We start from the raw sequence: 23,860 nt of genomic DNA, 5'->3' as shown, positions 1-23,860 counted from the left end.
CTGCCGACGACCCGCATCTTGGTGTGCCGTTCCGGAAGGGATCGTCACACCAAGACGCGGGTTATCTTACGAGTTTGCCGCCGAGTGCTGGCGGCGGCGACGGATGATGAGCGCCGCACCGAGTGCTGTAATAAGCACCGCGAGCACAACCAGCGGGCCGGCCTCTGCACCGGTGATCGCAAACGGCCCGGCACCGATTGCCCCTGTACCTCCCCCGCCAATTCCACCGGCGACGGGTGGAGCCGCCGAGTCGGTTGGCTGAGGGAGCGGGTTGCCGTCGGGCGTGACCGAGAAGCGTGCCTCGATGACCTTGCCACTCTGGCTTCCCGTGAGCGTGACGGTGTGTTCGCCAAGCTCAGTTGGTGCTTGTGCAGAGATCACTGCTGTGCCGTTCAGCACATCCGTTTTGGGCACATTGACGGGCTCAGACTGAATAACACCCGTCAGCTGGCGGTCACCGGAGAGACCGGCAACGCTGATCGCAAGGTCTTCACCGGGAGCGAACGTCGCCTTTTGCAGCGCGACGGATGCCGAAGCGCTCAGCGATGACAGGTCCCGGTTGAGCTGCAACGCGTTTGCGATTGTAAAGAAGTTGTCCGTCTGATCGATCAGGCCAACCACGTTTGCGGCCCCAGGACCGTAACCGGCAACGCGAAGCTGTGACCCGGTGTGCTGCTGCGACCCGCCAGCAGCTGCCGTTCCGTACGAAATCTTCATGACGGTGCCATCAACCGTTGTGACGGCCGTGCTCAAACTCGTTGGCGGGGTGCTGTCAACAATCTGGCTCGTGTGGGCGTGGTCTGCCGTCACGATAACCATGGTGTTGCCATCGGCCTCAGCGAATTTCAGCGCTGACTGCACGGCCTCGTCGAGGTCAATGGTTTCGCCGATTTGCCCGCACGCGTCAGCGCTGTGGTCGCGCTTATCAATGCTTGCGCCTTCAACCTGAAGGAAGAACCCCTTTTCGCTGTCAGAGTCGAGTAATGAGATCGCCTTATCGGTGAGGCTTGAAAGCGACAGTTCCGCTGGGAGGCGACCGGCGCTCTCCTGGCACGTGACCGCGCTGTTTGCTCCTCCGACCGTTGCCGTTGTTGGAGCATAGCGAGTTGGGAAATTCCCCGCGGTGAAGAGTCCAAGCACTGGCTTCTCCTGTGAAGCTTCGGTCACTGCCTCGAGGCCAGCAACATCGCCAACAAGCTGGTAGCCGCGTTTGGCCGCCTGCTCGTTCAGCGTGAGGTCTTTCCATTCCCCCGCTTTTGCTGTCTGGCTGAAGGATGCTGCGCCTCCTCCGAGGGTGACATCAGCACGAGTGTCAAGCAGTTGCTCGCTAATTGAACCGAGGCCGCCGTTCTCCAGCGCGTCTGCACCACACGAAGCGCTATCTGGCCCGTAGCAGCTGCGAGCGCCAACATGTGCAACCTGCACGGCAGGCGTAGCATCCTGAATTTCGGCGGTGCTCACGTTGCCGGTGCGAAGGCCGTTTGCCTTGGCAAGCTCGATGAGGGTGTTTTGCGGGGTGCCGTCGATATCAACGGAGATGGCATTGTCGTACGTTTTTGTTCCGGTCGCCCAGGCTGAGCCGGTCGCGGCAGAGTCGGGAACGTAGTCAGGGAGCCCCTTATTCGCGCCATCCTTATACAGGGAGTATGTCGTGTACTGTCCCGTGAGTGGGAGGGCGTCGATGCCGGGGAGTTGCCCAGCCGCACCATAGGCGTAGTTGCGGGCGATCGTGATTTCGCTGTCGCCCATGCCGTCTCCGATAAGCAGGATGACGTTCTTCGCAGGGCCGTCAGCGATGGATGCGCGCAGCGACGCGGTGTTGTCGCTGTCGTTCCGCGCGGCCCCACCGTTGTCTTTGACCTCTGCAAACGCGGCGGTTGTGCTTGCGAAACTCAGTGCAACAACAAGCGCGCCGCTGGCTGCGGCAATTCGAGTGCCTCGTGTTGGCGACTTCGAAACGGATGTTCTCATGAAATGATCTCTCCTGAATTCTGGTCCGACCCGTGTCGGCACCGCGTTCTAGACAATCGGCAGAGGGCAAACACCTTGTGAACGGTTGGCGTCCGCGCGACTGCTGCTGAGCCAAGAGGTGGTAACGCGCATATCGCCTACGGTTTTTCTGTCATGCTTCGTCACGTTCGTTGTGGCGTCGTTGCAACAGATCTACCCTGTGTTCATGTCAGTACCGGTCGCCCTCATTCTGCTTGGTTCGCTCCTTGTGTTTGCGCTGCTCCTTGCTGGCTTCTACTCGTGGCGCACCGGCAAGGCAACTGCTGCACCCGCAGGACAGCAGATCGTCATCAGCCCGATACAGGCCGGGCTCGGCGATTCCGCAGCCGACCATTCGGCTGATGGGCTGTCTCGGTCCGCAGATAGCTGGGGCTCGAGGATCACGCTGCTTCAGTTCTCCACCGAAATTTGCGCAAAATGCCCGGCAACCCGTCGCCTCCTCGGCGCAATCGCCGACGAACGCCCAGACGTACAACACGCAGAGGTAGATCTCACCCACAGACCAGATCTCGCTGCCACCCATCGAATTCTGCAGACCCCCACCGTCTTCGTTCTGGATGCAGAGGGCCGCTTGCTTCACCGAATCGGCGGCGCCCCAACGGCCGCCACCGTCACCAACATCCTCGAGCCCCTTGGAGTCAATCGTGTCGCCGTCTGAAGCATCCGAAGCAACGCCAAAAACGCAACCGAAGGGCATCGATCCTCGGGGCCCAAGATTTGGTGCAACAATCACCTCAGTTCTACTCGCAATAACGGTTTTCCTCGGCCTCATCGGCACCTCGGCCTCACGCCTCGTTGGGGAAACCTCCCCTCCCGTCGATTTGGGCTGGGCCCTGCCATCGCTCACGATTGCCCAGCGAGCAGCTGACCCAGCATTCATCCTGCTGGTCATCATCGCTGCGCTCTTTGCGTGGGGTGCGTTCGCCGGAATCCAGCGGCATCCGTACGGGCTATTCTTTGCACGGGTCATCCGGCCACGCCTTGCGCCAAGCTCCGAACGCGAAAACCCGGCAGCGCCAACGTTTGCGCAGGGTGTTGGCCTCATCGTCGTTGGAATCGGCCTCGTTCTTCACCTCGCAGGCGTTCCGCTCGCCCTCCCGCTTGCCGCGGGGGCCGCGTTTATCGCCGCGTTCCTGAACGCTGCGGTCGGTTTCTGCCTCGGATGCCAGATCTATCTGCTGCTGCAGCGAGCCAAACCTGTTGGCCTGCGCCCAAACGCCACGTAGTCTGGTGAGATGCCTCAGCACGAGCGACTCAACAACACGGAAAACCCGGGTACGCCCCTGACCATCCTCATCACTGGCGCATCGGGGCTCATCGGCACAGCGCTCGCGGCAAGGGCAACGGCTGACGGCCATCACGTTCGCCGACTGGTGCGGCGCGTTCCCTCAGCGGCAAATGAGTTTCGCTGGGACCCATCAACTGGGCTCATCGATTCCTCTGCCCTCATCGATGTGGATGTTGTTGTCAACCTGGCGGGTGCTCCTCTCAACCGGTTACCGTGGACGCCGGCCTATAAAAAGAAGATCCGCCAGTCTCGGCTTGATGCCACCAACACCGTTGTTGAAGCCATGCGAGGGATGCAGACGCCGCCCGCTGTGCTCCTCAACGCTTCCGCGGTTGGGTACTACGGTCATCGTCCTGGCGAAAAACTTGTGACCTCTCCTGCTCGTGGAACGGGGTTCCTTGCCGACGTCTGCGTCGCGTGGGAGGCCGCCGCACAACGTGCGCCGGAAGGCGTACGAGTGGTAACGCTGCGAACCGGCATCGTATTGTCGCGGACGGGAGGCGTTCTCCCGTTGCTCGAACGAATCGCGAAGGTTGGACTCGCTGGCCCACTCGGCTCGGGCACTCAGCACTGGCCGTGGATCAGCCTGCGCGACCATGTCGGCGCACAAATGCACCTCATGACGGCCGACGTTTCAGGCCCCATCAATATTGTTGGGCCAGAGCAGGTCACCGCTGCAAAGCTCATCACAACCGTCGCGCATGCGGTACACCGCCCTTATTGGCTGCCAGCCCCGCGGTTTGCCCTCATCGCGCTCCTTGGCGACGCGGCCCGCGAGCTACTTCTCTCCGACCAAAACGTGTACCCTCGCCGACTGCTTGATGCCGGCTACGAGTTCCACGATGCGCGCATGGAACAGCTCGTTACCGACCTGTACGCGCGATAAACCGGCCCTATCCGCGTGCGAGCACAATCGCTTTGCGGATAGCCTGGCGCGCGCGACGCCGGTCGCCACAGGCGTCGTAAGCGAGCCCAAGGCGAAACCAGGCCATCCAGTCGGTTGGATGCTGCTCGGCCTCACGCTGGTAGGCGGGGAAGGCAGCATCTGCCGCAGCGCGGTCAAACCGCCCGCTTGGGCTCGTTGGCAACACGGCGGCTGGGCTGAGGGCTCCTGGAGCATCCTCATCGATCGAGCCAGCCTCAAACGCTGCATCCTCTGCGTCGAGAAGCTCCGCGTGCAGCTGGCTCGATTTTGCGCCAAAGGACATCTCTCGCCAGACGGCCCACACCGTAATCAGAGGGAGAACGGTAAGCGCAATTCCGATCAGGATGCCAACGGCACTTCCGGAGGTCAGCATGAGCCAGGCACGCTGCCCAACAAGCACGACGTAGAGGCCAAGCAGTACAACCATGACGATGACGCCAATAAGCGTCTTATTCACGAGCGGGCCTCCGCGTCAGGAGTTGCGCGAACCTTCGAGAAGTCGAGGCCAAGCACCTGGTCGAGGCCAACGGTAAGCCCCGTCGCCGTAGTGACGGCCTTGAGCGCCGCGCGCATCCCAGTTGAGTAGGCCTCTGGCGAAATCGTGTCGTGCGTAATGGTGAGGACTTCTCCCGTTCCACCCAAAATCACCTCTTGCTTTGCGAGGACCCCTGCCATCCGAAGGCTGTGGATTGGGATGCTCGCCACCTGCTCGCCCCGCGCGATCTGGTCTGCGAAGGGCGCCTCCACCGGCCCACGGTCGCCGCGAGCCGCAGCAATCAGCTCTGCCGTGCGGACTGCTGTACCCGAGGGCGAATCGATCTTGCCAGCGTGGTGGGCTTCGATGATCTCGATGGAGTCAAAGAACTGGCCGGCAATTGTTGAGAGAGCCGTGCCGAGCACGGAGCCTATCGAAAAGTTTGGGATGACAACAATACCAACATTTGGTTGTGTGACCAGCTGTGTGCGCAGCTGTGCCAGCCGGTCTGCCGACCATCCGCTCGTGCCAACAAGCACGTTAATACCGTTCTCAACGGCAAACGACACCACAGCTGGCGAAACGGCCGGGGTGGTGACGTCAATCACAACGTCGGCACCAAGCATGTCGCTCAACGGCGTCTGCGAGCCAAGCTCGGCGTGTATGGCGAAGCCGTCAAGCTCGTTAACAATTGACCGGGCCAAACGGCCCATCCGCCCTGAGGCACCTGCAATGGCAACGCGTGTAGTCATGGGTATAAGGCTACCGCGTTGCCACTGGGAGATCCGCGCAAACGGTAGCCTCACGAAATACGCGAGGGCTACCCAAGAATCGCTTCGGGAAGACCGGTGCGCAGTTCAACCGGCAAATGTGACAGGTCGTTGTGAACAAGAAGGGACCAGGGGCGTCCGGGACGCTGCTGGATAATCGTCAGCCCGCAATTGGCCTGGTTGATGCCGAGCCAGCGCCACTCAGGGGCATCCATGACCTCCCGAACAAACCAGGCAATCACAAAGTTATGCGTCACGATCAGCTCATGCTGGTCGCCCTGATGCCCAAGAAACTCTGCCGTTGCATCTTCCATCTGCGCGCGCCCCGCATCAATCTCGTCTTCCGTATAGGAATCAAAATACGAGTTGTAGACCTCAGGCATGCCATCGACCCTGCCGGTTGGCAGGCAGTCGAGCAGCAGGCTTGAGGGTTGCGATTCGAGCGACGGCATCATGTCAGTCATCACCCGAACGGTTTCTTCTGCACGGCGCAGCGGAGAGTGCCATGCTGCGTTAAACGGGATGCCGCTCAACCGCTCGGCAATCGCCTTCGCCTGGCGCTCGCCCCGAGGTGAAAGCGAGCCATCTGGGATGCCATGCTCGGCATCCACTTGCTCGCCGTGCCTCACCAGATACAAGGTTCTGGTCATCGGGATACCTCCAGCGCCGAACGGATGCTCAGCCCAGCCTTCGACTCGGAGAGGTCACCAACAACAACGGCCGAAAACTCACGAGAGGCGAGGTCTTGGGCAAGGGACTGAACGTCGTCAACGGTCACCTCGGCGAGCCGACGCAGGCTCTCATCAAGATCATAAAACACACCGAGACCCATCTCGCTGCGGGCGAGACGACTCATTCGGGTGTCTGAGTCTTCGAGGGCAAGCGCCGACGAACCCGCAAGCTGTCCGAGCGCGCGACGAAGCTCGTCATCGGTGATTCCATCGTTGGCGAGGCGACTGAACTCGTCTCGCAGCAGGCCGGTAACCTGCCCGGCTTTATCGGGCGCGCAGCCGGCATACAGGCCAAACAGGCCGGCATCCGAATAGGCCGACGAAAACGAATAGGTTGAATAGGCAAGGCCACGTTTTTCGCGAATCTCCTGGAACAGGCGGCTCGACATCCCACCGCCAAGAACGATGTTGAGGATGTTCATCGCAAACCGCCGATCGTCACCAGCGACAAGCCCGTTGACGCCAAGCATGAGATTGATCTGGGCACCGGGGCGCTCGATCTCGGCAATGGCCTCGGCCCGCTGCACGGATGCCGGCGGCACCGAGCGGCGTGGGGTTGGCGCGGCTACGGCATCCATCGACCAGTTTGACCAGTCGCTTGCTGCGGCATCAAGCGAAGAGGTTACCTCCGCGACGAGGGCATCGTGATTGACCGCGCCAGCGGCAGAGATTACCAGGGTTGAAGGGCTGTAGCGCTCGCGGTAGTGCTGCCAAACTCCCTCGCGGGTTGCGCCAGCGATGGTCTCGCGGTCTCCGCCGATTGGCCTGCCGAGCGGATGATCGCCAAGCACGGCGCTGAACAGTCGCTCGCTCGCCACATCGCCTGGATCGTCTTCTGCCATGGCAAGTTCTTCGAGGATGACTTCGCGTTCGGTATCGAACTCGTGCGGATCGATGAGCGAGCCGGTGACCATGTCGGCGATGACCGAGCTGGCCATCGAGAGATCGGTATCGCGCACTTTTGCGTAGTAACAGGTGAATTCTTTCGCCGTCATCGCATTATGCTCGCCGCCAACGGCATCAAAGCTCTGCGCGATCTCAAGCGCGTTTCGCTGTGAGGTGCCCTTGAACAGGAGGTGCTCAAGGAAGTGTGTGGAGCCGAGGCTACCGGCCGCACCGGTTTCGGTTGGCTGCTCGTCTCGCGAGCCGACGGTGACCCAGTAGCCAAGTGTCGCGCTACGCGCACCCGGCATCGATTCTGTGAGGATGCGCACACCGCTCGGGTGAACGGTTCGCCTGACCAACGTGTCACCACCAAGTGTGAAACTCATTTCGGGCACGTCTAAAGGAAAATCAACAGCGCTGGTCATTAGATATAGCCTAGGGCACCCCTCTGACTTTCCTCTAGCCAAGTACTACGCCAGGAGAGAACCGCCCTACGGTGGCGGCGTCACACAGAGCCGCTGGCCATTCACAAACGACTCAGGGCACCGCCAACAAACCGTCGAGAAGAGGCCTGACAGCTCTAGGCGTGCCTGCGGGCGCTGTAGGCCGATACCCGGTCAAGGTCGTTCAGCTGCTGCTCAGTGAGCCGCAGATCGGTGCTTGAAATCATGTCGTCGACGTGGGCAAGGGTGTCGGCGCTCACCACGGGAGCCACAATATTCTGCTTTGACAGCAGCCAGGCGAGGGCGACTGTTGCCGGGCTGACCCCGTGTTCGTGGGCGACGCGCTCGACAACCGCGAGCACGCGGAAGCCGTGGCGAGTGATGTGCTGCCCAGCACGCATGCGACGCGCGTTCCCCACCCCGTCTGCCCGGCTGCGATATTCGCCGCCGAGGAATCCGTGGGCCAGAGGGAAGTGCGGGATAACCCCAAGTTGCTGCGCACCGGCGGCAAGCGCCGCGTCGGTTTCGTATTCTTTGCGGTGCATGAGGTTGTAGTGCTCTTGGATTGCTTCAAATCGAGGCAGGCCGTTTGCCGAAAGTACGCGTGCCTCCATGAGGCGCGAACCGCTGTAGTTTGAAGCACCGAGGTACCTGACTTTGCCACTTTCGATCAGCTCGTGTGCAGCAGCCAAGCTGTCTTCGAGCGGTACAAACGGGTCGTCAAAGTGGAAGTACAACAAATCGATGTAGTCGGTTTGCAGCCGCTCAAGCGAAGCCTCAACTGCGGCGAGGATGCCACGGCGCTTGAGGCCTGGATTGTCGACGCTTTGCCCGACCTTGGTGGCGAGCACAACCCGATCGCGGCTGCCGCGCGTACGCAACCAATTGCCAATCATCATTTCGCTCTGGCCCGAAGCGTAGTTGTCTGCCGTATCGATGAAGTTGCCGCCGAGCAAAAAGAATCGGTCGAGGATGCTCATACTCGTTTGGCGGTCGACGGTCCAGCCAAACACACTCGTGCCAAGCGCGACGGGGAACACCCGAAGATCGCTGTGCCCAACGGGTCGGCGGACACCGGCGCGGGCAAGTGTGATGGGTTCGGTATACGTGTTTTCGGGTAGCTGCGCCGAGGGAGTTGCCGCTTCACCATGAGCAGGATGCGCCGCCGGGACGATTCCGAGGGTGCGAGCAACCGTGCTCGCCGTGTTCTTGGACGTGGCCGTGAGCTTCGAAAGCGAGCCCTGCGCACCCCAGATCATTGATACTCCTCGTAGATCGTTATCGTATGACACGTACACTACGGCACAACACCGACACTCACCGGCATATGCAGCAAGCGTTATCAATTTGTTTCGGAGTGAGCGCGCATAACCGCCTGCCACCGACGGATGCACTGGGCGTTGCCAATCACCGGGGAGTGTTGCGAGTAAAAACTCCCACCCCGCAGCATCCCAATCCTCGGTACAGCAAAAAGGCCCGGTCGCAACGACCGGGCCTTCCTGTGTTACTTCGCGCCGATGACTCGGCGGTAAGCGTTATTCGCCTGAAGGCTCTTCCTCTTCGGGAGCGGCCTCAGCGGCTGCTTCCTCAAGAACGGGAGCGAGCGAAAGCTTGCCACGGTCATCGATCTTGGTGATCTCAACGAGCACCTTCTGACCGATCGACAGCACGTCGTCAACGTTCTCAACGCGCTTTCCGCCAGCGAGCTTACGCACCTCAGAGATGTGCAGCAGGCCATCCTTGCCGGGGAGCAGCGAGATGAAGGCACCAAACGCGGCGTTCTTCACAACGGTTCCGAGGTACTGCTCGCCAATCTCAGGGTTCTGAGGGTTGGCAATAGCGTTGACCTGAACGCGGGCTGCTTCGGCAGAAGGACCGTCAACCGCACCGATGTAGACGGTTCCGTCGTCATCGATTGAGATGTCGGCGCCGGTCTCGTCCTGGATAGCGTTGATCGTCTTGCCCTTAGGCCCAATGAGCTCACCGATCTTGTCAACAGGAATGTTGACCGTGATCACGCGAGGAGCCGTTGGGGCCATCTCGTCTGGAGCGTCGATTGCCTGAGTGAGCACGTCGAGGATCGTGGTACGAGCCTGCTTTGCCTGTCCGAGCGCGCTGATCAAAACCGAGGCAGGGATGCCGTCGAGCTTGGTGTCGAGCTGGATGGCCGTGATGAACTCGCTCGTTCCGGCAACCTTGAAGTCCATGTCACCGAGGGCATCTTCAGCGCCAAGGATGTCGGTGAGGGCGGCGTAGCGCGTCTCTCCGTTTACCTCGTCGCTGACAAGTCCCATGGCGATACCGGCAACGGGCGCGCGCAGTGGCACACCGGCGTTGAGCAGCGACAGGGTCGACGCACATACCGAACCCATCGAGGTGGATCCGTTGGAGCTGAGCGCCTCGGATACCTGACGGATGGCGTAGGGGAACTCTTCGCGCGAAGGCAGTACGGGCACGAGTGCACGCTCTGCAAGGAATCCGTGACCGATTTCGCGGCGCTTCGGGCTTCCAACACGGCCGGTTTCACCGGTCGAGTATGGCGGGAAGTTGTAGTGGTGCAGGTAACGCTTTGCCTTGACGGGCGAAAGCGAGTCAATCTGCTGCTCCATCTTGAGCATGTTGAGCGTGGTCACGCCAAGGATCTGGGTCTCTCCGCGCTGGAAGATAGCCGAACCGTGAACGCGAGGAATAACCTGGACCTCGGCGTCAAGCGCACGGATGTCGCTCAGACCACGGCCGTCCATACGAACGCCCTCGGTGAGGATGCGTCCGCGAACAACGTTCTTGGTAACCGACTTGTAGGCTGCGCTGACCTGTCCAGCGGCATCCGCGGGAAGTTCACCAGCATCGATCTTGACGCCAATAGCAGTAACGACGCGCTCCTTGAGCGCGCTGTCTGCGTCCTGGCGAGCGATCTTGTCGGCGATCTGGTAAATGTTGACCAGTTCTGCCTCAGCAAGTGCGGCAACGGCGGCGAGGGTCTCGTCTGCGTAGGGAGGGAACACCGGGTAGTCGGCGATTTCCTTTGCTGACTGGGCGGCAAGCTCGGCCTGAGCTTTGACCAGCTGCTTCAGGAACGGCTTCGACGCCTCGAGCCCCTGGGCAACAACTGCCTCGTCGGGCTTCTGAGCGCCACCCTTGATGAGGTTCCAGCAGCCTTCGGTAGCTTCCGCCTCAACCATCATGATGGCAACGTCTTCGCTGCCGTCGGCGTTGGTGACAACGCGACCGGCAACCATGAGGTCGAATACGGCCTCTTCGAGCTGGTCAACGGTTGGGAACGCAACCCACTGGTCACCGATGAGTGCAAGACGCACACCAGCGATAGGGCCGGAGAACGGCAGGCCAGAGATCTGGGTGGATGCCGAAGCCGCGTTGATCGCGAGGGCGTCGTAGAACTCGCCAGGTGCGATGCTCAGAACCGTAACCACGATCTGGACCTCGTTGCGGAGGCCAGAGCGGAACGACGGGCGAAGTGGGCGGTCGATCAGACGGCACACGAGGATGGCCTCGGTCGAGGGGCGTCCCTCGCGGCGGAAGAACGATCCGGGGATCTTTCCTGCCGCGTATGAGCGCTCTTCAACGTCAACCGTCAGTGGGAAGAAGTCGAAGTTTTCTTTCGGGTGCTTGCCGGCGCTCGTGGCCGAAAGCAGCATTGTTTCTTCGTCGAGGTAGGCGGCTACTGCGCCCTGTGCCTGCTGTGCGAGGCGTCCCGTTTCGAAGCGGATGGTACGAGTACCGAATTTTCCGTTGTCGAGAACCGTCTCGGCAAACTTAATTTCTGGACCTTCCAAGAGGTCTTTCTCCTTACATGAGGAGCACGCATGCAGCGTGAAACACCACCGTTATTCACCGGGGCCGTCACTCTCAGGAGTTCGAGCCTGCCGGTTGTGGCACTTCAAGGATCGCTGCTGATCAACAGTAGAAAACCACCATGCCGCTTGCATAGTAATCCACCACCGAAGACCAGCGCCCTGCTTGCACACTCATCTTAAGCGCGGCGAACCGCGCACTACCCGAATGGGTAACGAGCCAACTCTACCAGAGGGCGGTGATTTTATGCCGATGCACGCATGATAAGTCCCCTGGCATAGTTCGCACGGTTCTGCACATCTTGCATCTGGGCAGCACGGTTGAAGACGACAGGCTCCATTGTCTGATAGGTGAAAGCACCGTTGGTGATCGTGATCTGCACATACCCAACTACGCGCTCCTCCTTCACCAACAGAAAAAGGAGTCCGAGCAGAAGAAAGAAGAATCCGATTATCGCAAGCGCAATGGCCCAGCCCGGGGTGTAGCGCTCGGAGCGCGTCTGATCAGCAATAAATATTTGCGTTCCGCGCAGTGGAACAGTACCTATGGGGGTCATCACCCAGGCCTCGCTGAAGGCGGCATCACCAAGATGCACAACGGGCGGGTAGACCTGTGGAGAGCCCAGGCCTACTGGAAGTCCTTGTTGATTTTCAATTGAATTGAACTGAGACATTCGGCTGCCTTTTCTAGATTGGTCGGATACCGACATTCCGCCGCCTCCACGGGCCGCCAAGCAATCGGAAACAGTAGCTCAGAGGAGAAACCCCTAAAACACTATTCCCCAAAAGACTATCCACAAAAACAGTTCACTGCCCGCGCTTCAGAACATACGACAAGTAGGGTTCCCGCCTGGCTCGAAATACACCGCCCTCGATAGTTACACTCAAGCATGAGCACACTGAACTGGAGCCCCCACCAGCCCACTCTGCACACGGTCACTGCAACGGGGAAGAACATCATCTTGCGTCCATGGAACATCAGCGACGCTGATGCCGTCTTCCGTGCCTGCCAAGATCCGGGCATCACTCGTTGGACCACCACGCCGGACCCATATCTCCCAGAGCATGCCGCGAGCTTCATCGAAGCGTCGACGTTTGGTCCCTGGGATTCGGCTTCCGGCGCTAATTTTGCCGTTGCAAACGAGGCAACCGACGAAGTAGTTGCCTCGTGTGGTTTTGTTCGAGGAGAAGACGCTCATTCACGCGCCGAAATCGGATACTGGGTGGCACCTTGGGCGCGACGCCAGGGCATCGCGGCCGCGGCCGTCCGGGCTTTGACACGCTGGGGCTTTGAAGATCTTGGACTGGAACGGATCATTATCGAGGCCGCGACAGATAACGAAGCATCTCAGCGGGTTGCCCTTTCGTCCGGGTTTATCTGGGAAGGCATCCAGCGAGCTCGGGAGCAGAAGGAAGGCCACCGGAATGACCTCGTGCTGTTTTCCAGACTTCCGAGTGATCCTCAGTTCCCTGAGTAACGCAGAGCTTGCACTAAGATTTCGAGGTGACTTCAACCGTTTGGCTTTCGCTCGTTTCCGCGACGCTCGTCATCAGCCTTACGCCGGGCGCTGGCGCAGTCAACACCATGTCTAATTCGCTCACAGTTGGCTGGCGACGTTCAATTTGGGGCATCATCGGTCAACAGCTCGCGCTCCTCGTCCACGTGATCATCGTTGCGGCAGGCGTTGGCGTGCTGGTAACAAGCTCGCCCCCACTCCTCACGGGAATTCGGTATGCGGGCGCTGCCTACCTCGCTTACCTTGGCATCCGACTCATCGTCACCAAGACCAAGGCCACAACCGACGACGGTGCGACAACGATATCCAACAGCACTGGCAGCGCTTTTGGGATGCTGAGACGCGGTCTCTGGGTAAACCTGTTAAACCCAAAAGCTATTGTGTTTTTCTTAGCGTTCATCCCGCAGTTCATTCGACCCGACGAACCGCTACTCCCCCAATATGCGCTTCTGACGGTGACCGTGGTTTGCGTCGATGTGCTCGTCATGTGGGGATTCTTCGCCTCGGCGGCAAAGCCATTCCGGCGCTACGTGTCAACACCTCGCGGCCAGCGGGTGTTGAACATCGTGTTTGGCTCGCTCTTTCTCGCCGTTGCCGTACTGCTGCTCTTCATTCATTAGCCGGGTCGGAGACGACAAAAACCACGCAAGAAACACATCTTGCGTGGTTTTTGTCATGCTCGAGAGGTGAGCGTTAGCCCATCGTGTTCACGATGAGTCCAATGTGCGTGAAGAAGTTCAGTGCGCCGAAGAGGAAGAATCCGAGACCGGACACTCCCCAGACAATCGCCATAACCCACTGCAGCTTGGTGAACGTCGACCCCCGCTTGAAGGTACGAATGGCAAACGGGAACAGGAGCGCTCCGAGGCCCACGAGGGCAAACAGTCCTGACATGAAGATCGCTTCAACCATCGGATACTCGGCAAACGCGCCAGAGATGGGCTCTTCCGGCGGCGCTGCGAACAGCTGGAAGAGCACACCAGCGAAGGCAATGGCGATGAGGCAGAGGCCAAAACCAAACACGAGGAGCGAGAGCGGGCGGCTCACTCCTGCAAGGTAGGCAGCAGGATCGGCGCTTTCGGAAATGGTGCGACCGCGCTTCCACAGGTAGAACGCCGCGATGAGCAGCACAATGCCAAAGCCGAAGCTCGGCTCGCCAAAGATGATGTTGTCAAACGGAAAGTACTTGGCAAACGGCCAGGTGAGCGTCATATGCATGCCCGTGATGAACAGAATGATTCCAGGTGCGGCAAAGGCCATTGACCAGGACTCAAGATGCAGGTCTTTCTGGGTGGCGAGTGCGCGCCCAAAATAGACAAGCGTTATGAGCCCTGCCCCTGCTGCCAGAGACATGATGGTGTTATAGGTCGTCATTTGGGTCCAGTCGATGACCAGACCGGAGGCTTCGAGTGGAAGCATGGTGTTGTTCCTTTCAGCCGGCACGCCCGCATTGGCACACCGATTAGCTGTTATGTATACGTCCGTATAGTACTCCGGATTATACGTTTGTATAGTCTTGTCGTTTGTTCCTAAACTGGAGGAATGAAGAAGACGCTCGTCGACACGCCATCGAGCGGCCCCTCCGCCCACGAGCGAATGGTCGCCGCGGCGGCAAACCTGCTCATCGATCAGGGCCCGGATGCGATTACTCACCGCCGCGTCGCCGAGGCAGCGAACATCCCGCTCGGCTCGGCAAACTACTTCTTCCCCACCAGGCGAGAGCTCTATGCGTTTGCCGTCGAGGCCGCCGAAGCGACCCGGCTGGAAGCTGCGCAGCAGATCGCGGATGAACTGGCCACCGCATCCCGGTCGGCCACTGAAACGGCCAGGCTGCTGATCCAGACCTGGTATGCCCCACACGTGGGCCGCGACGTCGTTCGCGCACGCCTCAACCCAATGATTGATGCGCTGCACGACCCGGAACTCAGCACAGTAATGGCTGCTTCGCGACCTCGCTTACTTGCCGTGCTCACTCGGGTCTTGGAGAAGAGCGGCTTCACCGGGGTGACGGATGTGGACCTCGTTGCGCTCGTGCTAGACGGCTCGCTGCTCTACGAGCGAGAGACTGAGGACGCGGACCCACTCAGCAACGCAGAGCGCCAGGTGGCGCGGCAGCTCGTGCTCATCGCCAGCCAAGAATAAATCCGCACCCTCCCGCTGGCACAGCGTTATCGCCAGTTCACGAAGGCCACTCCCAACGGCGCATCTACGCCCAACCTAAGGGGGTGGGCGATGCGGCGACGCACGGGATGAGCCCGTGACCACTGGCTCAGTGTCGGGCGCTACCGTTGGCTAATTACGGCGGTGGGTAACATTCGCTTGAACCGGGTAGCGCAGCAACCGCTTCGCCGTTCGCGGGGATAGAGACGGGCACCTCGGCCCCGAACTGCAGCGAGATCGACGAGACCGGCCGTTCGAGACGGCATCCGGAACCGTCCGGATTTGGGATGAACGAGTGATCCCAACTGTCAAAGTCATACGTCAACTCGATCAGAAACGACAGCTCTGATTCGGGAGCGATGTTGATTCCGAGCGAGATGAGCGCAGAGCCATCAGGCTGAACAACAACGCTTAGGTTTGGGTCTCGCTGCCCCGAACTATCCAGAACATCGCTCACTACCCAATAGCCAGAGGGTTCGGCAGGCACGATAACGGAAACCCCAGCGCTTCCTTGATGCTCAGAAAGATTAGTAACCTTGGCCGGCACCCTCACCGCAAAGTCTCCGGAAAGTGGAGGATAGGGAAGCGTGAACGCGGGGATGCCGATGGCATAGTCAGGAATAGCAACGGGCGGTGCCGTCGTTGGCGACGGCGTCGGTATGCCCGTCGGGACGGGCGGGGACGGGAGCGGCGTCGAGTCGGGGGCGGCCGCGGTGTTGTCTGGGGATGGCGAAGCAACCACTGCGGTATCGCAGTCAACGGCGGCATGGGCCGGCTGACCAGCACCGAAGAACGTCAGACCGAGACCGAGCGCAAGAACAAGCGCAGCTCCTCGAACGGCTAGTCGAGCGTTTCGCACACGCCACACAACAATGGCCACCCCAACCAAGATGACCCCGACCGGCACAAGCCACAGCCCTGAAACGCTTTCAACTCCCGTATTCGCGAGACAGTCGATCATCAACGCAGCCTTCCTCCATACACGCGTGGGCACGCACAGGGGGCTACGTCCACACACTCACGGCCGTGAGCGCGGTAGGCATTAGCTTACTACCGCAACGCGATGACACGACTTCGGCGTGCCTGGCCATTCCTGCGCACAAAAAACGCCCCCACCGCCCGAAAGGCAGCGAGGGCGTTTTGAAGCGCGGCGACTTCGCCGAAACTAGACCGCGAGGCTGATGTTGCGCAGCGTGTCTGCCGAGATTTCCTTGTGCAGCTCGGTGAGCAGCTCGTCGGGCGCAGGCGAGTCGATGCTCAGCACGCTCAGCGCACGGCCAGCTTCTTCATCGCGGGCAATCTGCAGGCCGGCAATGTTGATTCCAGCATCGCCAAGGAGTCGGCCGTAGGTGGCAACGATCCCTGGTCGGTCCTTGTAGGTGAAGACGATCATGTGCTCGGCAAACGGCAGCTCAAGGTCAAAGCCGTTGATCTCAACAACCTTTTCCACCTGCTTTGGGCCGGTGAGCGTGCCGGAGACCGAGATCTGCGTGCCATCGCTGAGCGCACCGCGAAGGGTGACAACGTTGCGGTAGGCGTCAGAAACATCATCCGTCAGCAGTCGAACCTCGACACCACGCTGCTCCGCGATCAGCGGCGCGTTGACGTAGGAGACGGGCTCGGAAACGACATTGGTGAAGATACCCTTGAGCGCCGCGAGGCGAAGCACCTTGACGTCGTAATTGGACAGCTCGCCGTGCACCTCAACGTCAACGCTCGTGAGCGGGCTGTGAGCGAGAGCCGAGAAGACCTGCCCAAGCTTTTCGGTGAGCGGCAGGCCGGGACGAACGTAGGGGTCGATAACGCCGCCGGCGACGTTGACCGCGTCTGGCACGAGCTCACCAGCGAGGGCAAGACGAACCGACTTGGCAACAGATACGCCAGCCTTCTCCTGAGCCTCGTCAGTGGAGGCCCCGAGGTGCGGGGTCACGATCACGTTTGGCAGCGAAAGCAGAGGCGAATCCTTCGGCGGCTCCTGCACAAACACGTCGAGGCCTGCGCCGGCGATGTGCTTGGCTTCGAGGGCACCGTAGAGAGCGTCTTCGTCGATGAGTCCGCCACGGGCCACGTTAATCACGTAGGCGGTCGGTTTCATCTTGGCAAGCTGCTCAGCGCCAATCATTCCGGTGGTCTCAGGAGTCTTCGGCATGTGGATCGTGAGGAAGTCGGCCTGAGCAAGCAACTCATCCAGAGTGACGAGCTGCACACCGAGCTGCTGGGCGCGGGCACTCGTCACGTAGGGGTCGTAGGCGACCAGCGACACGCCAAAGCCCTTGAGGCGCTCAGCGATCAGGGCGCCGATGCGGCCAAGTCCGACGATGCCGACGGTCTTCTCGAACAGCTCGGTTCCGGTGTATGCAGAACGCTTCCACTGGCCGACCGAGAGCGCTTCGTGCGCCTGCGGGATGTGGCGGGCAAGGCTCAGGATGTGACCGACGGTGAGCTCTGCCGCGCTAATAATGTTGGAGGTCGGTGCGTTGACCACCATGACGCCGGCAGCGGTTGCCGCCTTGATGTCAACGTTGTCAAGCCCAACGCCAGCGCGAGCGATGACCTTGAGCTGCTTGGCAGCCTGCAGGACCTCTGCATCCACCTGCGTTGCGGAACGCACCAGGATGGCGTCGGCGGATGCGACGGCAGAGAGCAGTGCGGGACGGTCGGTGCCGTCTACGTTCACAACATCGAAGTCGGGGCCGAGGGCCTCAACGGTTGCGGGGGACAGTTCTTCAGCGATCAGCACGACCGGCTTTGTCACGAGGGAATCCTTCGGTGGCTTAGGCTTCATTGAGCGAGATGGAGTCGCCTGCCAACAGAGAGGCAGGTCACGTTAATCCTATACCTCGGGGGAAGGCCGCCAGACCGTGTGACGCGGAGCGGCAGGCTGCTCCAAGTTGTCCCCCGCGCTCGCCTAGGCCACTGTTGTTCTATGACTGCAACGCTTGTGGCCCGTGACCTCGCGGGCGGCTACGGCCACACCACGCTCTTCTCCAAACTCTCGTTTACCGTCGCGCCCGGCGATGTGATCGGTGTTGTCGGGGCAAACGGGGCCGGAAAGTCGAGCCTGCTGCGCATCCTCGGCGGCGAGCTGGAACCGCTCGAAGGCACGGTATCCCTCGCACCAAGCGACGCCTTTGTCGGCTGGCTGCCGCAGGAACACGAGCGCGTTCCTGACGAAACCATTGCCGCGTACATCGGCCGGCGCACCGGCTGCACGGCAGCCACCGCCCTGATGGAGCAGACCGCCGCAGAACTCGGCTCAGACTCCCCCGGCGCCGACGACCGCTATTCGGTCGCCTTCGACCGCTGGATGACGAGTGGCGCTGCCGATCTTGACGACCGCATCCCAGGGGTGCTTGCCGATCTTGGGCTCGATCAATCGGTGGATGCCACCATGACGTCGCTCTCTGGCGGCCAGGTTGCCCGCGTCGCGCTCGCAGCGCTTCTCCTCAGTCGCTTCGACATCGTGCTACTCGACGAGCCAACCAACGACCTTGACCTCGATGGCCTCGCAAAACTCGAAACCTTCGTGCGTGGGCTCAGGGGCGGCGTGGTGCTCATCTCGCACGACCGCGAGTTTCTCGCCAGGTGCGTCACAACGGTGGTAGAGCTCAACCTCGCCCAGAACTCAGTTGCCCTCTACAACGGCGGCTATCAGGCGTTCCTCGACGAACGCGAGGTTGCCAAACAGCACGCACGAGATGCCTACGAAGAGTTCGCCTCGAAGAAGGCAGACCTCACCTCGCGGGCGCGCACCCAGCGCGAATGGAGTTCGCAGGGCGTGCGCAACGCCATCAAAAAGGCACCGGACAACGACAAGATCCTGCGGAAGGCATCCGCCGAATCGAGCGAAAAGCAGGCGCAGAAGGTGCGGCAGATGGAGTCCCGCATCGCTCGACTCGACGAGGTCGAGGAACCGCGGAAAGAGTGGAAACTGCAATTCACGATCGGCTCAGCACCTCGGTCAAGTGCCGTGGCAGCGACCCTGCGCAACGCGGTTGTGCGCCGCGAGGGGTTCTCGCTCGGTCCCGTCTCGCTCTCGGTAAGCGGCGGCGAACGCATTGGTATCACGGGACCAAACGGCGCCGGCAAATCCACACTGCTCGCAGTGCTGCTTGGCAGGCTGACACCCGACGAAGGAGACTCCTCGCTTGGCGCATCGGTTGCAATCGGCGAAGTTGACCAGGCAAGAGAACTCTTTGTCGGCGACCGACCGCTCGCCGACCGATTCGAGCAGATTGTCCCCGCAATGACCAGCGCAGAAGTACGCACGCTCCTTGCCAAGTTTGGGCTCAAAGCAGACCACACGTCGCGCGCTGTCGATTCGCTTTCGCCCGGCGAACGCACCAGGGCAAGCCTCGCTCTGCTCCAGGCAAACGGGGTAAATCTGCTTGTGCTTGATGAGCCAACCAACCACCTTGATGTTGAAGCGATCGAGCAGCTCGAAGAGGCGCTCGAATCGTACGACGGCACGCTCATCCTCGTCACGCATGACCGCCGGCTGCTCGAAAACGTGCGCCTCGATCGGCGCTGGGCGGTGGATGCCGGGGTGGTCACCGAGCTCTAGGGCGCCGCGTTCTCTCGGCTCAGCGTTCTCTCGGCTCAGCGGCTTGACGCAGTATCTTGGCGCAGTAGCTTGGCGCAGCTGCATCCACCACCCAACCTGGCACAACCTCAGGGTCGGTTCAGGGGCTTCCCCCATAGCCGCTCGCTGGCATCGGTGACAGGGTTAACACCATGAACACGCAAGACTCAAACTACGGCCAACAGTCCCCCTACACCAAGCCAACCCCTGGCGCCGGTTTCTTCAACTGGGTCCGCTCGCTCAACATTGTCCGTAGCGACGACTCGTGGTTCGGCGGCGTGTGTGCCGGCGTTGCCCGCAAGATGCAGGTCGAGACCAAATGGGTTCGCCTCTTCACCGCAATTGGCGCGCTCTTCTTCGGCTCAGCGATCGTTGCCTACGTGGTTGCGTGGCTCGTGCTGCCTGACGAGCGTGGCAACATCCACTTCGAAAATCTGCTTCGCGGCTAGACAACCTACTAGGTGGTTTATTCGCGGACGCGTATGGGAACACATCAGCAGACTCAGTGTTCCCGATCGACCACATCCATATCGCCGACCGCCGGTGTTCCGTCAAGGCGCTCGTAGCGGACTAGCAGAGACCCCTTCGGGGAGGCGACCACCGGCTCAAGAAGCCTCAGGTTGGTGGGAACGGTGCCGTACTCGAAGATTTTCTTTCCCTCACCGAGCACAATCGGATGCACCCAGAGCGTTAGCCGGTCAAAGAGCTTCTCGGCGAGCAGCGTTTGCACAAAGTCGAGGCTGCCAATCACGTGGACCTCGTCGTGGCGCTGTTTGAGCTCGTGAACGGCGTCAACGGTGTTCTCCCCAAGCAGCGATGAGCGGGCCCATGCGGGGTTGAGCGCATGCCTCGATGCGACGTACTTAGGGAGTCGGTTGAACAGGTCCGCAATATCGCCCTGCTGATTTGGCCAGTAGGCGGCGAAGATGTCGTAGGTGCGGCGGCCGAGCAGCAGCGCATCCATCCCCTGCATCCCTTCCCAGATTTGGGCCCCAACCACCGGATCGATCAGCGGCGCTTGCCAGCCGCCAAAGGCAAAGTCATTCTCGGTGTCTTCGTCTGGCCCGCCTGGTGCCTGCGCGACGCCGTCGAGCGTTGTGAAGAGGTCGATGTGGATGAGTCCCATGATGTGCTCCGCCCTGTCGACCGTCGTCGAGTGGCGACGGACTCACGATTAAGCGTGACACACGACACGCCCCCAAACAATCCCAAATGCTCGGGTAGTTTCACGCATCGAGGTCGCAATAAATGCTGTCTTTTCGAGAAAAGAGGACATTTATTGCGACCTCGATCACGGCCGAAGAAGCGCGAGCTGCACGGGTACGGACAATTCGCGTTAGACGAAGAACGCGCCCAAGCGGAAGCGGTGCAGGATATCGACAGTGATGACCGCGACGACGGCTAGGCCCGTGAACAGGATGAGCGCCCGCAGCCCAAGTGAACGGCGGCGCCCGAGAAAGACGCACAGTCCAAACACAACGATGGGAAGCACAACGCCGCCGATAAGGATGGCCCACCCGCTCGCGGAGATTCCGGCGTCGAGCGCCGCGGCATAGCCGGTAATACCAATGACGTTGCCAATGCCGGAGAACACGTTATAGGCAAAGAACAGCGCGAAGAAGCCAGAGATTGTCCAGACGAGGACGCCTCGCGGAGTGATTCGCCGCTTCTCCGGAGTTGTATTGCCGGGGTTCAGGTTGGCGCCTAAGGCGCTGGTTGATTCGCTCATTGGATGATCACCTGCGGAAAGAGGAATGGAATCGGAACGATGATGATGGCGCCAACGGCAAGCCACAGCACGCGTTTCCAGGGCTTGGAGTTCATGGTCAAGCGGAATACCGTGAGGAACCACGCGGCAGGCGCGAGAGCCGCAAGCCAAATTGTGATTTGGAACATGATGTCGCCAAGAACACCGCTGGTCGAACCGGTTGCCGCGTAGTAGGCCGCGTAATCGCGGGCGGAGAAGTACCAGCCAACGGTATAAAGCAGGTAAATGCCGGCCATAATGCCCATGATCACGAGCATGACGTCGCTCGTGCGAGGCTTTGCCGCTTCTTCGGCGGCGATCGCCTCAACATCAATCACGGGGTCGGACGGGACCCAGCCCTCGTTGCCCTCGGCGTCGTCGACAGTTGCATCCGGAGCAGGGCTCGCGGATGCGGCATCCGGCGACCGCCGGGTACGAGACGTAACGCTGGCCGGCTCTGCGGACGCCGCGCCGTCAAACGTGCGCTGCGGCCTGCGGCCCTTTGGGGTTTCTGGGGTTGGGCTGACGATGCGCCAACCGCCGGCTGCCTGCGCGGTCGCCGCCTCGCCAGCAGAATCTGCATCAGCACTCGCCGAGGAAGAATCCCCGAGAGAAGAGCCGTCGATCGGCGGTTCCTTGCCAGTCGTGTTGTCCTGCACCATGGTTCCTAGCGTAGCCGGATGAATCTATGAATCAGCAGGTAGCGTTCCTCGGCGGTACCGGGAAGCTTCCGGCCAAACTTACTGTGGGTCGGCCGAGGTCTCGGCCGCGCGGGCAATCTTCAAAAAGTCGTGAACGGTGAGCTGCTCGCTTCGGGTCTGCGGGTCAACGCCAGCCGACTCAATAATCGCGGATGCCGTTGTCGTGTCGCCGAGCACCGGCTGCAGCGACTGGCGCAGCATTTTGCGGCGCTGCTGGAATCCGGCATCCACGAGGGCAAATGTCGCAAGTCGCTCGACCTCTGTACCCAGGGGAATCTCACGACGGTCGAAGCCTACAAGCACCGAATCCACGTTGGGAACAGGCCAGAAAATCTGCCTGCTTACCTGGCCGTGGGTACGCCACGAGCCATACCATTCGGCCTTCACACTGGGCGCGCCATAGACCTTTGATCCGGGCGTTGCCGCAATGCGATAGCCAACCTCTGCCTGCACCATAACAACGCCGGCGAGCAGCGTTGGGAAGTGCTCCATAAAATGCAGCAGCACTGGCACCGAAACGTTATAGGGCAGGTTGGCGACCAAGCGCGCTGGCGCCTGCGGCAGCTCCGTGATGCGGAGGGCGTCCTGATGGATGACCGTCAGCGACGACTCTGGCGCCATGAGCTTGGCGGTCTCTGGCAGTTGGGCAGCGAGCCTGCCATCAATCTCAACAGCGACCACGGCAGCACCCGCCTCGAGCAGCCCAAACGTGAGCGAGCCGAGCCCAGGCCCAACCTCAACGACGGTCTCCCCCGGTCGCACGCCCGCAACGCGGACGATTCGGCGGACGGTGTTTGGGTCAATAACAAAGTTCTGGCCAAGCTTCTTCGTCGGCACAATGTTGAGGAGCCCAGCGAGATCACGGACCTCAGCCGGTCCAAGCAACTTCACACTTGGATCGAGCTCCTGCTCGTCGTCACTCATTTGCTGTCCCAGCTTCCGTAGACCTGCTCGGTGTTGTAGGCGATCTGCTCGCTGAGCGTATTGAGGTCGGCGTCAAGCACCATCGCCATATAACGAAGCGTGTTCGGGATGAGATATGCCGAGTTTGGTCGGCCACGATACGGCATAGGCGTCAGGAAGGGAGCGTCAGTCTCAACCATGATGAGCGACCGAGGAGCTACACGCAGCGACGAACGCAAATTTGTCGCGCTCTTAAACGTGACGGTTCCGGCGAACGACATGAACCAGCCGTGCTCGGCGCAGATCGAGGCAAGTTGCTCGTCGCCGGAATAGCAGTGAAACACTGTTCGCTCAGGAGCGCCAACCCGAAGCAGCGTGTCAACAACCGCTTCGTGGGCATCCCGGTCGTGAATTTGCAGCGCGATGCCGTGTCGCTTCGCGATTTCGATATGGGCCTCAAACGATTCGAGCTGACTCGCCCGGCCGTCTTCACCCGTTCGGAAAAAGTCGAGGCCTGTCTCGCCTACCGCGCGCACCCTTGGCTGCGAACCAAGCTCGTCAATCCCGGCAAGATGCTCGTCAAGCAGGCCACGCTCCGCAAGGCGGGGTGCCTCATTTGGGTGCAGCGCTACCGCGGCAAGCACGCGCGGATCCTTGGCAGCAAGCGCCGCAGACCAACGGCTTGTCGCAAGATCGGTACCAACCTGCACAACACCGCGGACGCCAACACGCTCGGCAAGGTCAAGCTGCTCGTACGCGTCGAGCCCCGACTCGCCATCCTCGATTTCGAGGTGCGTGTGGTTATCGTAGACCGGAACCTCAAGCGGTTCCGGCAGTGGTGGGTACGTGAGATCGCGCCCCTCGGTCTTTTCGCGGGCCCTAATGGGTTTCGCTTCACTCATCGGATGCCT

The 23,860-nt window shown here is 60.8% G+C and carries 24 protein-coding genes; 8 read left to right on the top strand and 16 right to left on the bottom strand.

Annotated elements, in window-relative coordinates; translation table 11 throughout:
• Positions 1 to 66: 66 nt before the first annotated feature.
• On the bottom strand, positions 67 to 1,971 hold the full coding sequence (gene phoA / locus FHX76_RS00305) for an alkaline phosphatase (RefSeq protein ID WP_167146394.1): 1,905 nt from the start codon (positions 1,969 to 1,971) through the stop codon (positions 67 to 69).
• Between the two features lie 205 nt (positions 1,972 to 2,176).
• On the opposite strand from phoA, the gene FHX76_RS00300 reads away from it, so the two are divergent.
• From FHX76_RS00300 to FHX76_RS00290, 3 genes are read left to right on the top strand one after another with little or no spacing between them, the layout of a single operon-like run.
• Complete coding sequence (locus FHX76_RS00300) at positions 2,177 to 2,668, top strand: TlpA family protein disulfide reductase (protein WP_167146391.1); 492 nt, start codon at positions 2,177 to 2,179, stop codon at positions 2,666 to 2,668.
• Positions 2,655 to 3,236 carry a DUF4395 domain-containing protein gene (locus FHX76_RS00295; RefSeq protein WP_341777812.1) on the top strand — a complete coding sequence of 194 codons (582 nt, stop codon included), beginning with the start codon at positions 2,655 to 2,657 and terminating at the stop codon, positions 3,234 to 3,236. Before FHX76_RS00300 ends, FHX76_RS00295 begins: the two co-directional genes overlap by 14 nt.
• 9 nt (positions 3,237 to 3,245) lie before the next feature.
• Entirely contained in the window at positions 3,246 to 4,184 is a 939-nt protein-coding gene (locus tag FHX76_RS00290) for a TIGR01777 family oxidoreductase (RefSeq protein ID WP_167146386.1), read from the top strand.
• Between the two features lie 7 nt (positions 4,185 to 4,191).
• Here FHX76_RS00290 and FHX76_RS00285 read toward each other — a convergent pair whose 3' ends face one another.
• The 7 genes from FHX76_RS00285 to FHX76_RS00255 form a co-directional block, all read right to left on the bottom strand.
• On the bottom strand, positions 4,192 to 4,650 hold the full coding sequence (locus FHX76_RS00285; RefSeq protein WP_167150157.1) for a tetratricopeptide repeat protein: 459 nt from the start codon (positions 4,648 to 4,650) through the stop codon (positions 4,192 to 4,194).
• Positions 4,651 to 4,676: 26 nt separating this feature from the next.
• On the bottom strand, positions 4,677 to 5,450 hold the full coding sequence (dapB, locus tag FHX76_RS00280; protein WP_167146383.1) for a 4-hydroxy-tetrahydrodipicolinate reductase: 774 nt from the start codon (positions 5,448 to 5,450) through the stop codon (positions 4,677 to 4,679).
• A gap of 68 nt (positions 5,451 to 5,518) precedes the next feature.
• Complete coding sequence (locus FHX76_RS00275) at positions 5,519 to 6,118, bottom strand: histidine phosphatase family protein (RefSeq protein WP_167146380.1); 600 nt, start codon at positions 6,116 to 6,118, stop codon at positions 5,519 to 5,521.
• Positions 6,115 to 7,509 carry a M16 family metallopeptidase gene (locus FHX76_RS00270; protein WP_167146377.1) on the bottom strand — a complete coding sequence of 465 codons (1,395 nt, stop codon included), beginning with the start codon at positions 7,507 to 7,509 and terminating at the stop codon, positions 6,115 to 6,117. The genes FHX76_RS00275 and FHX76_RS00270 overlap by 4 nt, the downstream gene beginning before the upstream one ends.
• Before the next feature lie 155 nt (positions 7,510 to 7,664).
• Positions 7,665 to 8,786 carry an aldo/keto reductase gene (locus FHX76_RS00265; RefSeq protein WP_167146374.1) on the bottom strand — a complete coding sequence of 374 codons (1,122 nt, stop codon included), beginning with the start codon at positions 8,784 to 8,786 and terminating at the stop codon, positions 7,665 to 7,667.
• A gap of 276 nt (positions 8,787 to 9,062) precedes the next feature.
• A complete protein-coding gene (locus FHX76_RS00260) occupies positions 9,063 to 11,321 on the bottom strand; it encodes a polyribonucleotide nucleotidyltransferase (RefSeq protein ID WP_167146371.1) in 2,259 nt (752 codons plus the stop codon).
• A gap of 263 nt (positions 11,322 to 11,584) precedes the next feature.
• Positions 11,585 to 12,013 carry a hypothetical protein gene (locus FHX76_RS00255; RefSeq protein ID WP_167146368.1) on the bottom strand — a complete coding sequence of 143 codons (429 nt, stop codon included), beginning with the start codon at positions 12,011 to 12,013 and terminating at the stop codon, positions 11,585 to 11,587.
• Positions 12,014 to 12,229: 216 nt separating this feature from the next.
• Between FHX76_RS00255 and FHX76_RS00250 the strand changes: the two genes are divergently transcribed.
• Together FHX76_RS00250 and FHX76_RS00245 are read left to right on the top strand one after the other, a co-directional pair.
• Entirely contained in the window at positions 12,230 to 12,817 is a 588-nt protein-coding gene (locus FHX76_RS00250; protein ID WP_167146365.1) for a GNAT family N-acetyltransferase, read from the top strand.
• Positions 12,818 to 12,843: 26 nt separating this feature from the next.
• Positions 12,844 to 13,476 (top strand): LysE family transporter, encoded by a 633-nt coding sequence (locus FHX76_RS00245; protein ID WP_167146364.1) that lies wholly within the window; start codon positions 12,844 to 12,846, stop codon positions 13,474 to 13,476.
• Between the two features lie 73 nt (positions 13,477 to 13,549).
• On the opposite strand, the gene FHX76_RS00240 is transcribed toward FHX76_RS00245, so the two are convergent.
• A complete protein-coding gene (locus FHX76_RS00240; RefSeq protein ID WP_167146363.1) occupies positions 13,550 to 14,275 on the bottom strand; it encodes a DUF981 domain-containing protein in 726 nt (241 codons plus the stop codon).
• 123 nt (positions 14,276 to 14,398) lie between these two features.
• Here FHX76_RS00240 and FHX76_RS00235 point away from each other — a divergent pair, with 123 nt between their 5' ends.
• The gene (locus FHX76_RS00235) at positions 14,399 to 14,998 is read left to right on the top strand and encodes a TetR/AcrR family transcriptional regulator (RefSeq protein ID WP_167146361.1); all 600 of its coding nucleotides are present in this window, start codon (positions 14,399 to 14,401) and stop codon (positions 14,996 to 14,998) included.
• Between the two features lie 154 nt (positions 14,999 to 15,152).
• Here the strand turns inward: FHX76_RS00235 and FHX76_RS00230 are convergent, their stop codons facing one another.
• Both FHX76_RS00230 and serA read right to left on the bottom strand, forming a co-directional pair.
• Positions 15,153 to 15,977 carry a hypothetical protein gene (locus FHX76_RS00230; RefSeq protein ID WP_167146359.1) on the bottom strand — a complete coding sequence of 275 codons (825 nt, stop codon included), beginning with the start codon at positions 15,975 to 15,977 and terminating at the stop codon, positions 15,153 to 15,155.
• 204 nt (positions 15,978 to 16,181) lie between these two features.
• The gene (gene serA / locus FHX76_RS00225; RefSeq protein ID WP_167146356.1) at positions 16,182 to 17,771 is read right to left on the bottom strand and encodes a phosphoglycerate dehydrogenase; all 1,590 of its coding nucleotides are present in this window, start codon (positions 17,769 to 17,771) and stop codon (positions 16,182 to 16,184) included.
• 171 nt (positions 17,772 to 17,942) lie between these two features.
• Here serA and FHX76_RS00220 point away from each other — a divergent pair, with 171 nt between their 5' ends.
• Both FHX76_RS00220 and FHX76_RS00215 read left to right on the top strand, forming a co-directional pair.
• Positions 17,943 to 19,580 carry an ABC-F family ATP-binding cassette domain-containing protein gene (locus FHX76_RS00220; protein WP_167146352.1) on the top strand — a complete coding sequence of 546 codons (1,638 nt, stop codon included), beginning with the start codon at positions 17,943 to 17,945 and terminating at the stop codon, positions 19,578 to 19,580.
• Between the two features lie 170 nt (positions 19,581 to 19,750).
• On the top strand, positions 19,751 to 20,047 hold the full coding sequence (locus FHX76_RS00215) for a PspC domain-containing protein (RefSeq protein ID WP_167146349.1): 297 nt from the start codon (positions 19,751 to 19,753) through the stop codon (positions 20,045 to 20,047).
• 53 nt (positions 20,048 to 20,100) lie between these two features.
• On the opposite strand, the gene FHX76_RS00210 is transcribed toward FHX76_RS00215, so the two are convergent.
• From FHX76_RS00210 to FHX76_RS00190, 5 genes are all read right to left on the bottom strand, one after another.
• Positions 20,101 to 20,724 (bottom strand): dihydrofolate reductase family protein, encoded by a 624-nt coding sequence (locus FHX76_RS00210; protein ID WP_167146346.1) that lies wholly within the window; start codon positions 20,722 to 20,724, stop codon positions 20,101 to 20,103.
• A 210-nt stretch (positions 20,725 to 20,934) separates the two neighbouring features.
• Positions 20,935 to 21,327, bottom strand: a complete 393-nt coding sequence (locus FHX76_RS00205; RefSeq protein ID WP_167146343.1) for a hypothetical protein — start codon at positions 21,325 to 21,327, stop codon at positions 20,935 to 20,937.
• Positions 21,324 to 22,007, bottom strand: coding sequence for a hypothetical protein (locus tag FHX76_RS00200; protein WP_167146340.1), 684 nt, complete (start codon positions 22,005 to 22,007; stop codon positions 21,324 to 21,326). The genes FHX76_RS00205 and FHX76_RS00200 overlap by 4 nt, the downstream gene beginning before the upstream one ends.
• A gap of 78 nt (positions 22,008 to 22,085) precedes the next feature.
• Positions 22,086 to 22,970 (bottom strand): 16S rRNA (adenine(1518)-N(6)/adenine(1519)-N(6))-dimethyltransferase RsmA, encoded by an 885-nt coding sequence (gene rsmA / locus FHX76_RS00195; protein ID WP_167146337.1) that lies wholly within the window; start codon positions 22,968 to 22,970, stop codon positions 22,086 to 22,088.
• Complete coding sequence (locus FHX76_RS00190; RefSeq protein WP_167146334.1) at positions 22,967 to 23,851, bottom strand: TatD family hydrolase; 885 nt, start codon at positions 23,849 to 23,851, stop codon at positions 22,967 to 22,969. Before FHX76_RS00190 ends, rsmA begins: the two co-directional genes overlap by 4 nt.
• Between the last annotated feature and the right edge of the window lie 9 nt (positions 23,852 to 23,860).

The organism is Lysinibacter cavernae (genome assembly GCF_011758565.1).
Lineage (GTDB): Bacteria > Actinomycetota > Actinomycetes > Actinomycetales > Microbacteriaceae > Lysinibacter > Lysinibacter cavernae.
Note: the sequence above shows the minus strand (reverse complement) of the source record. Positions and strands in the feature narration are given on the sequence as shown.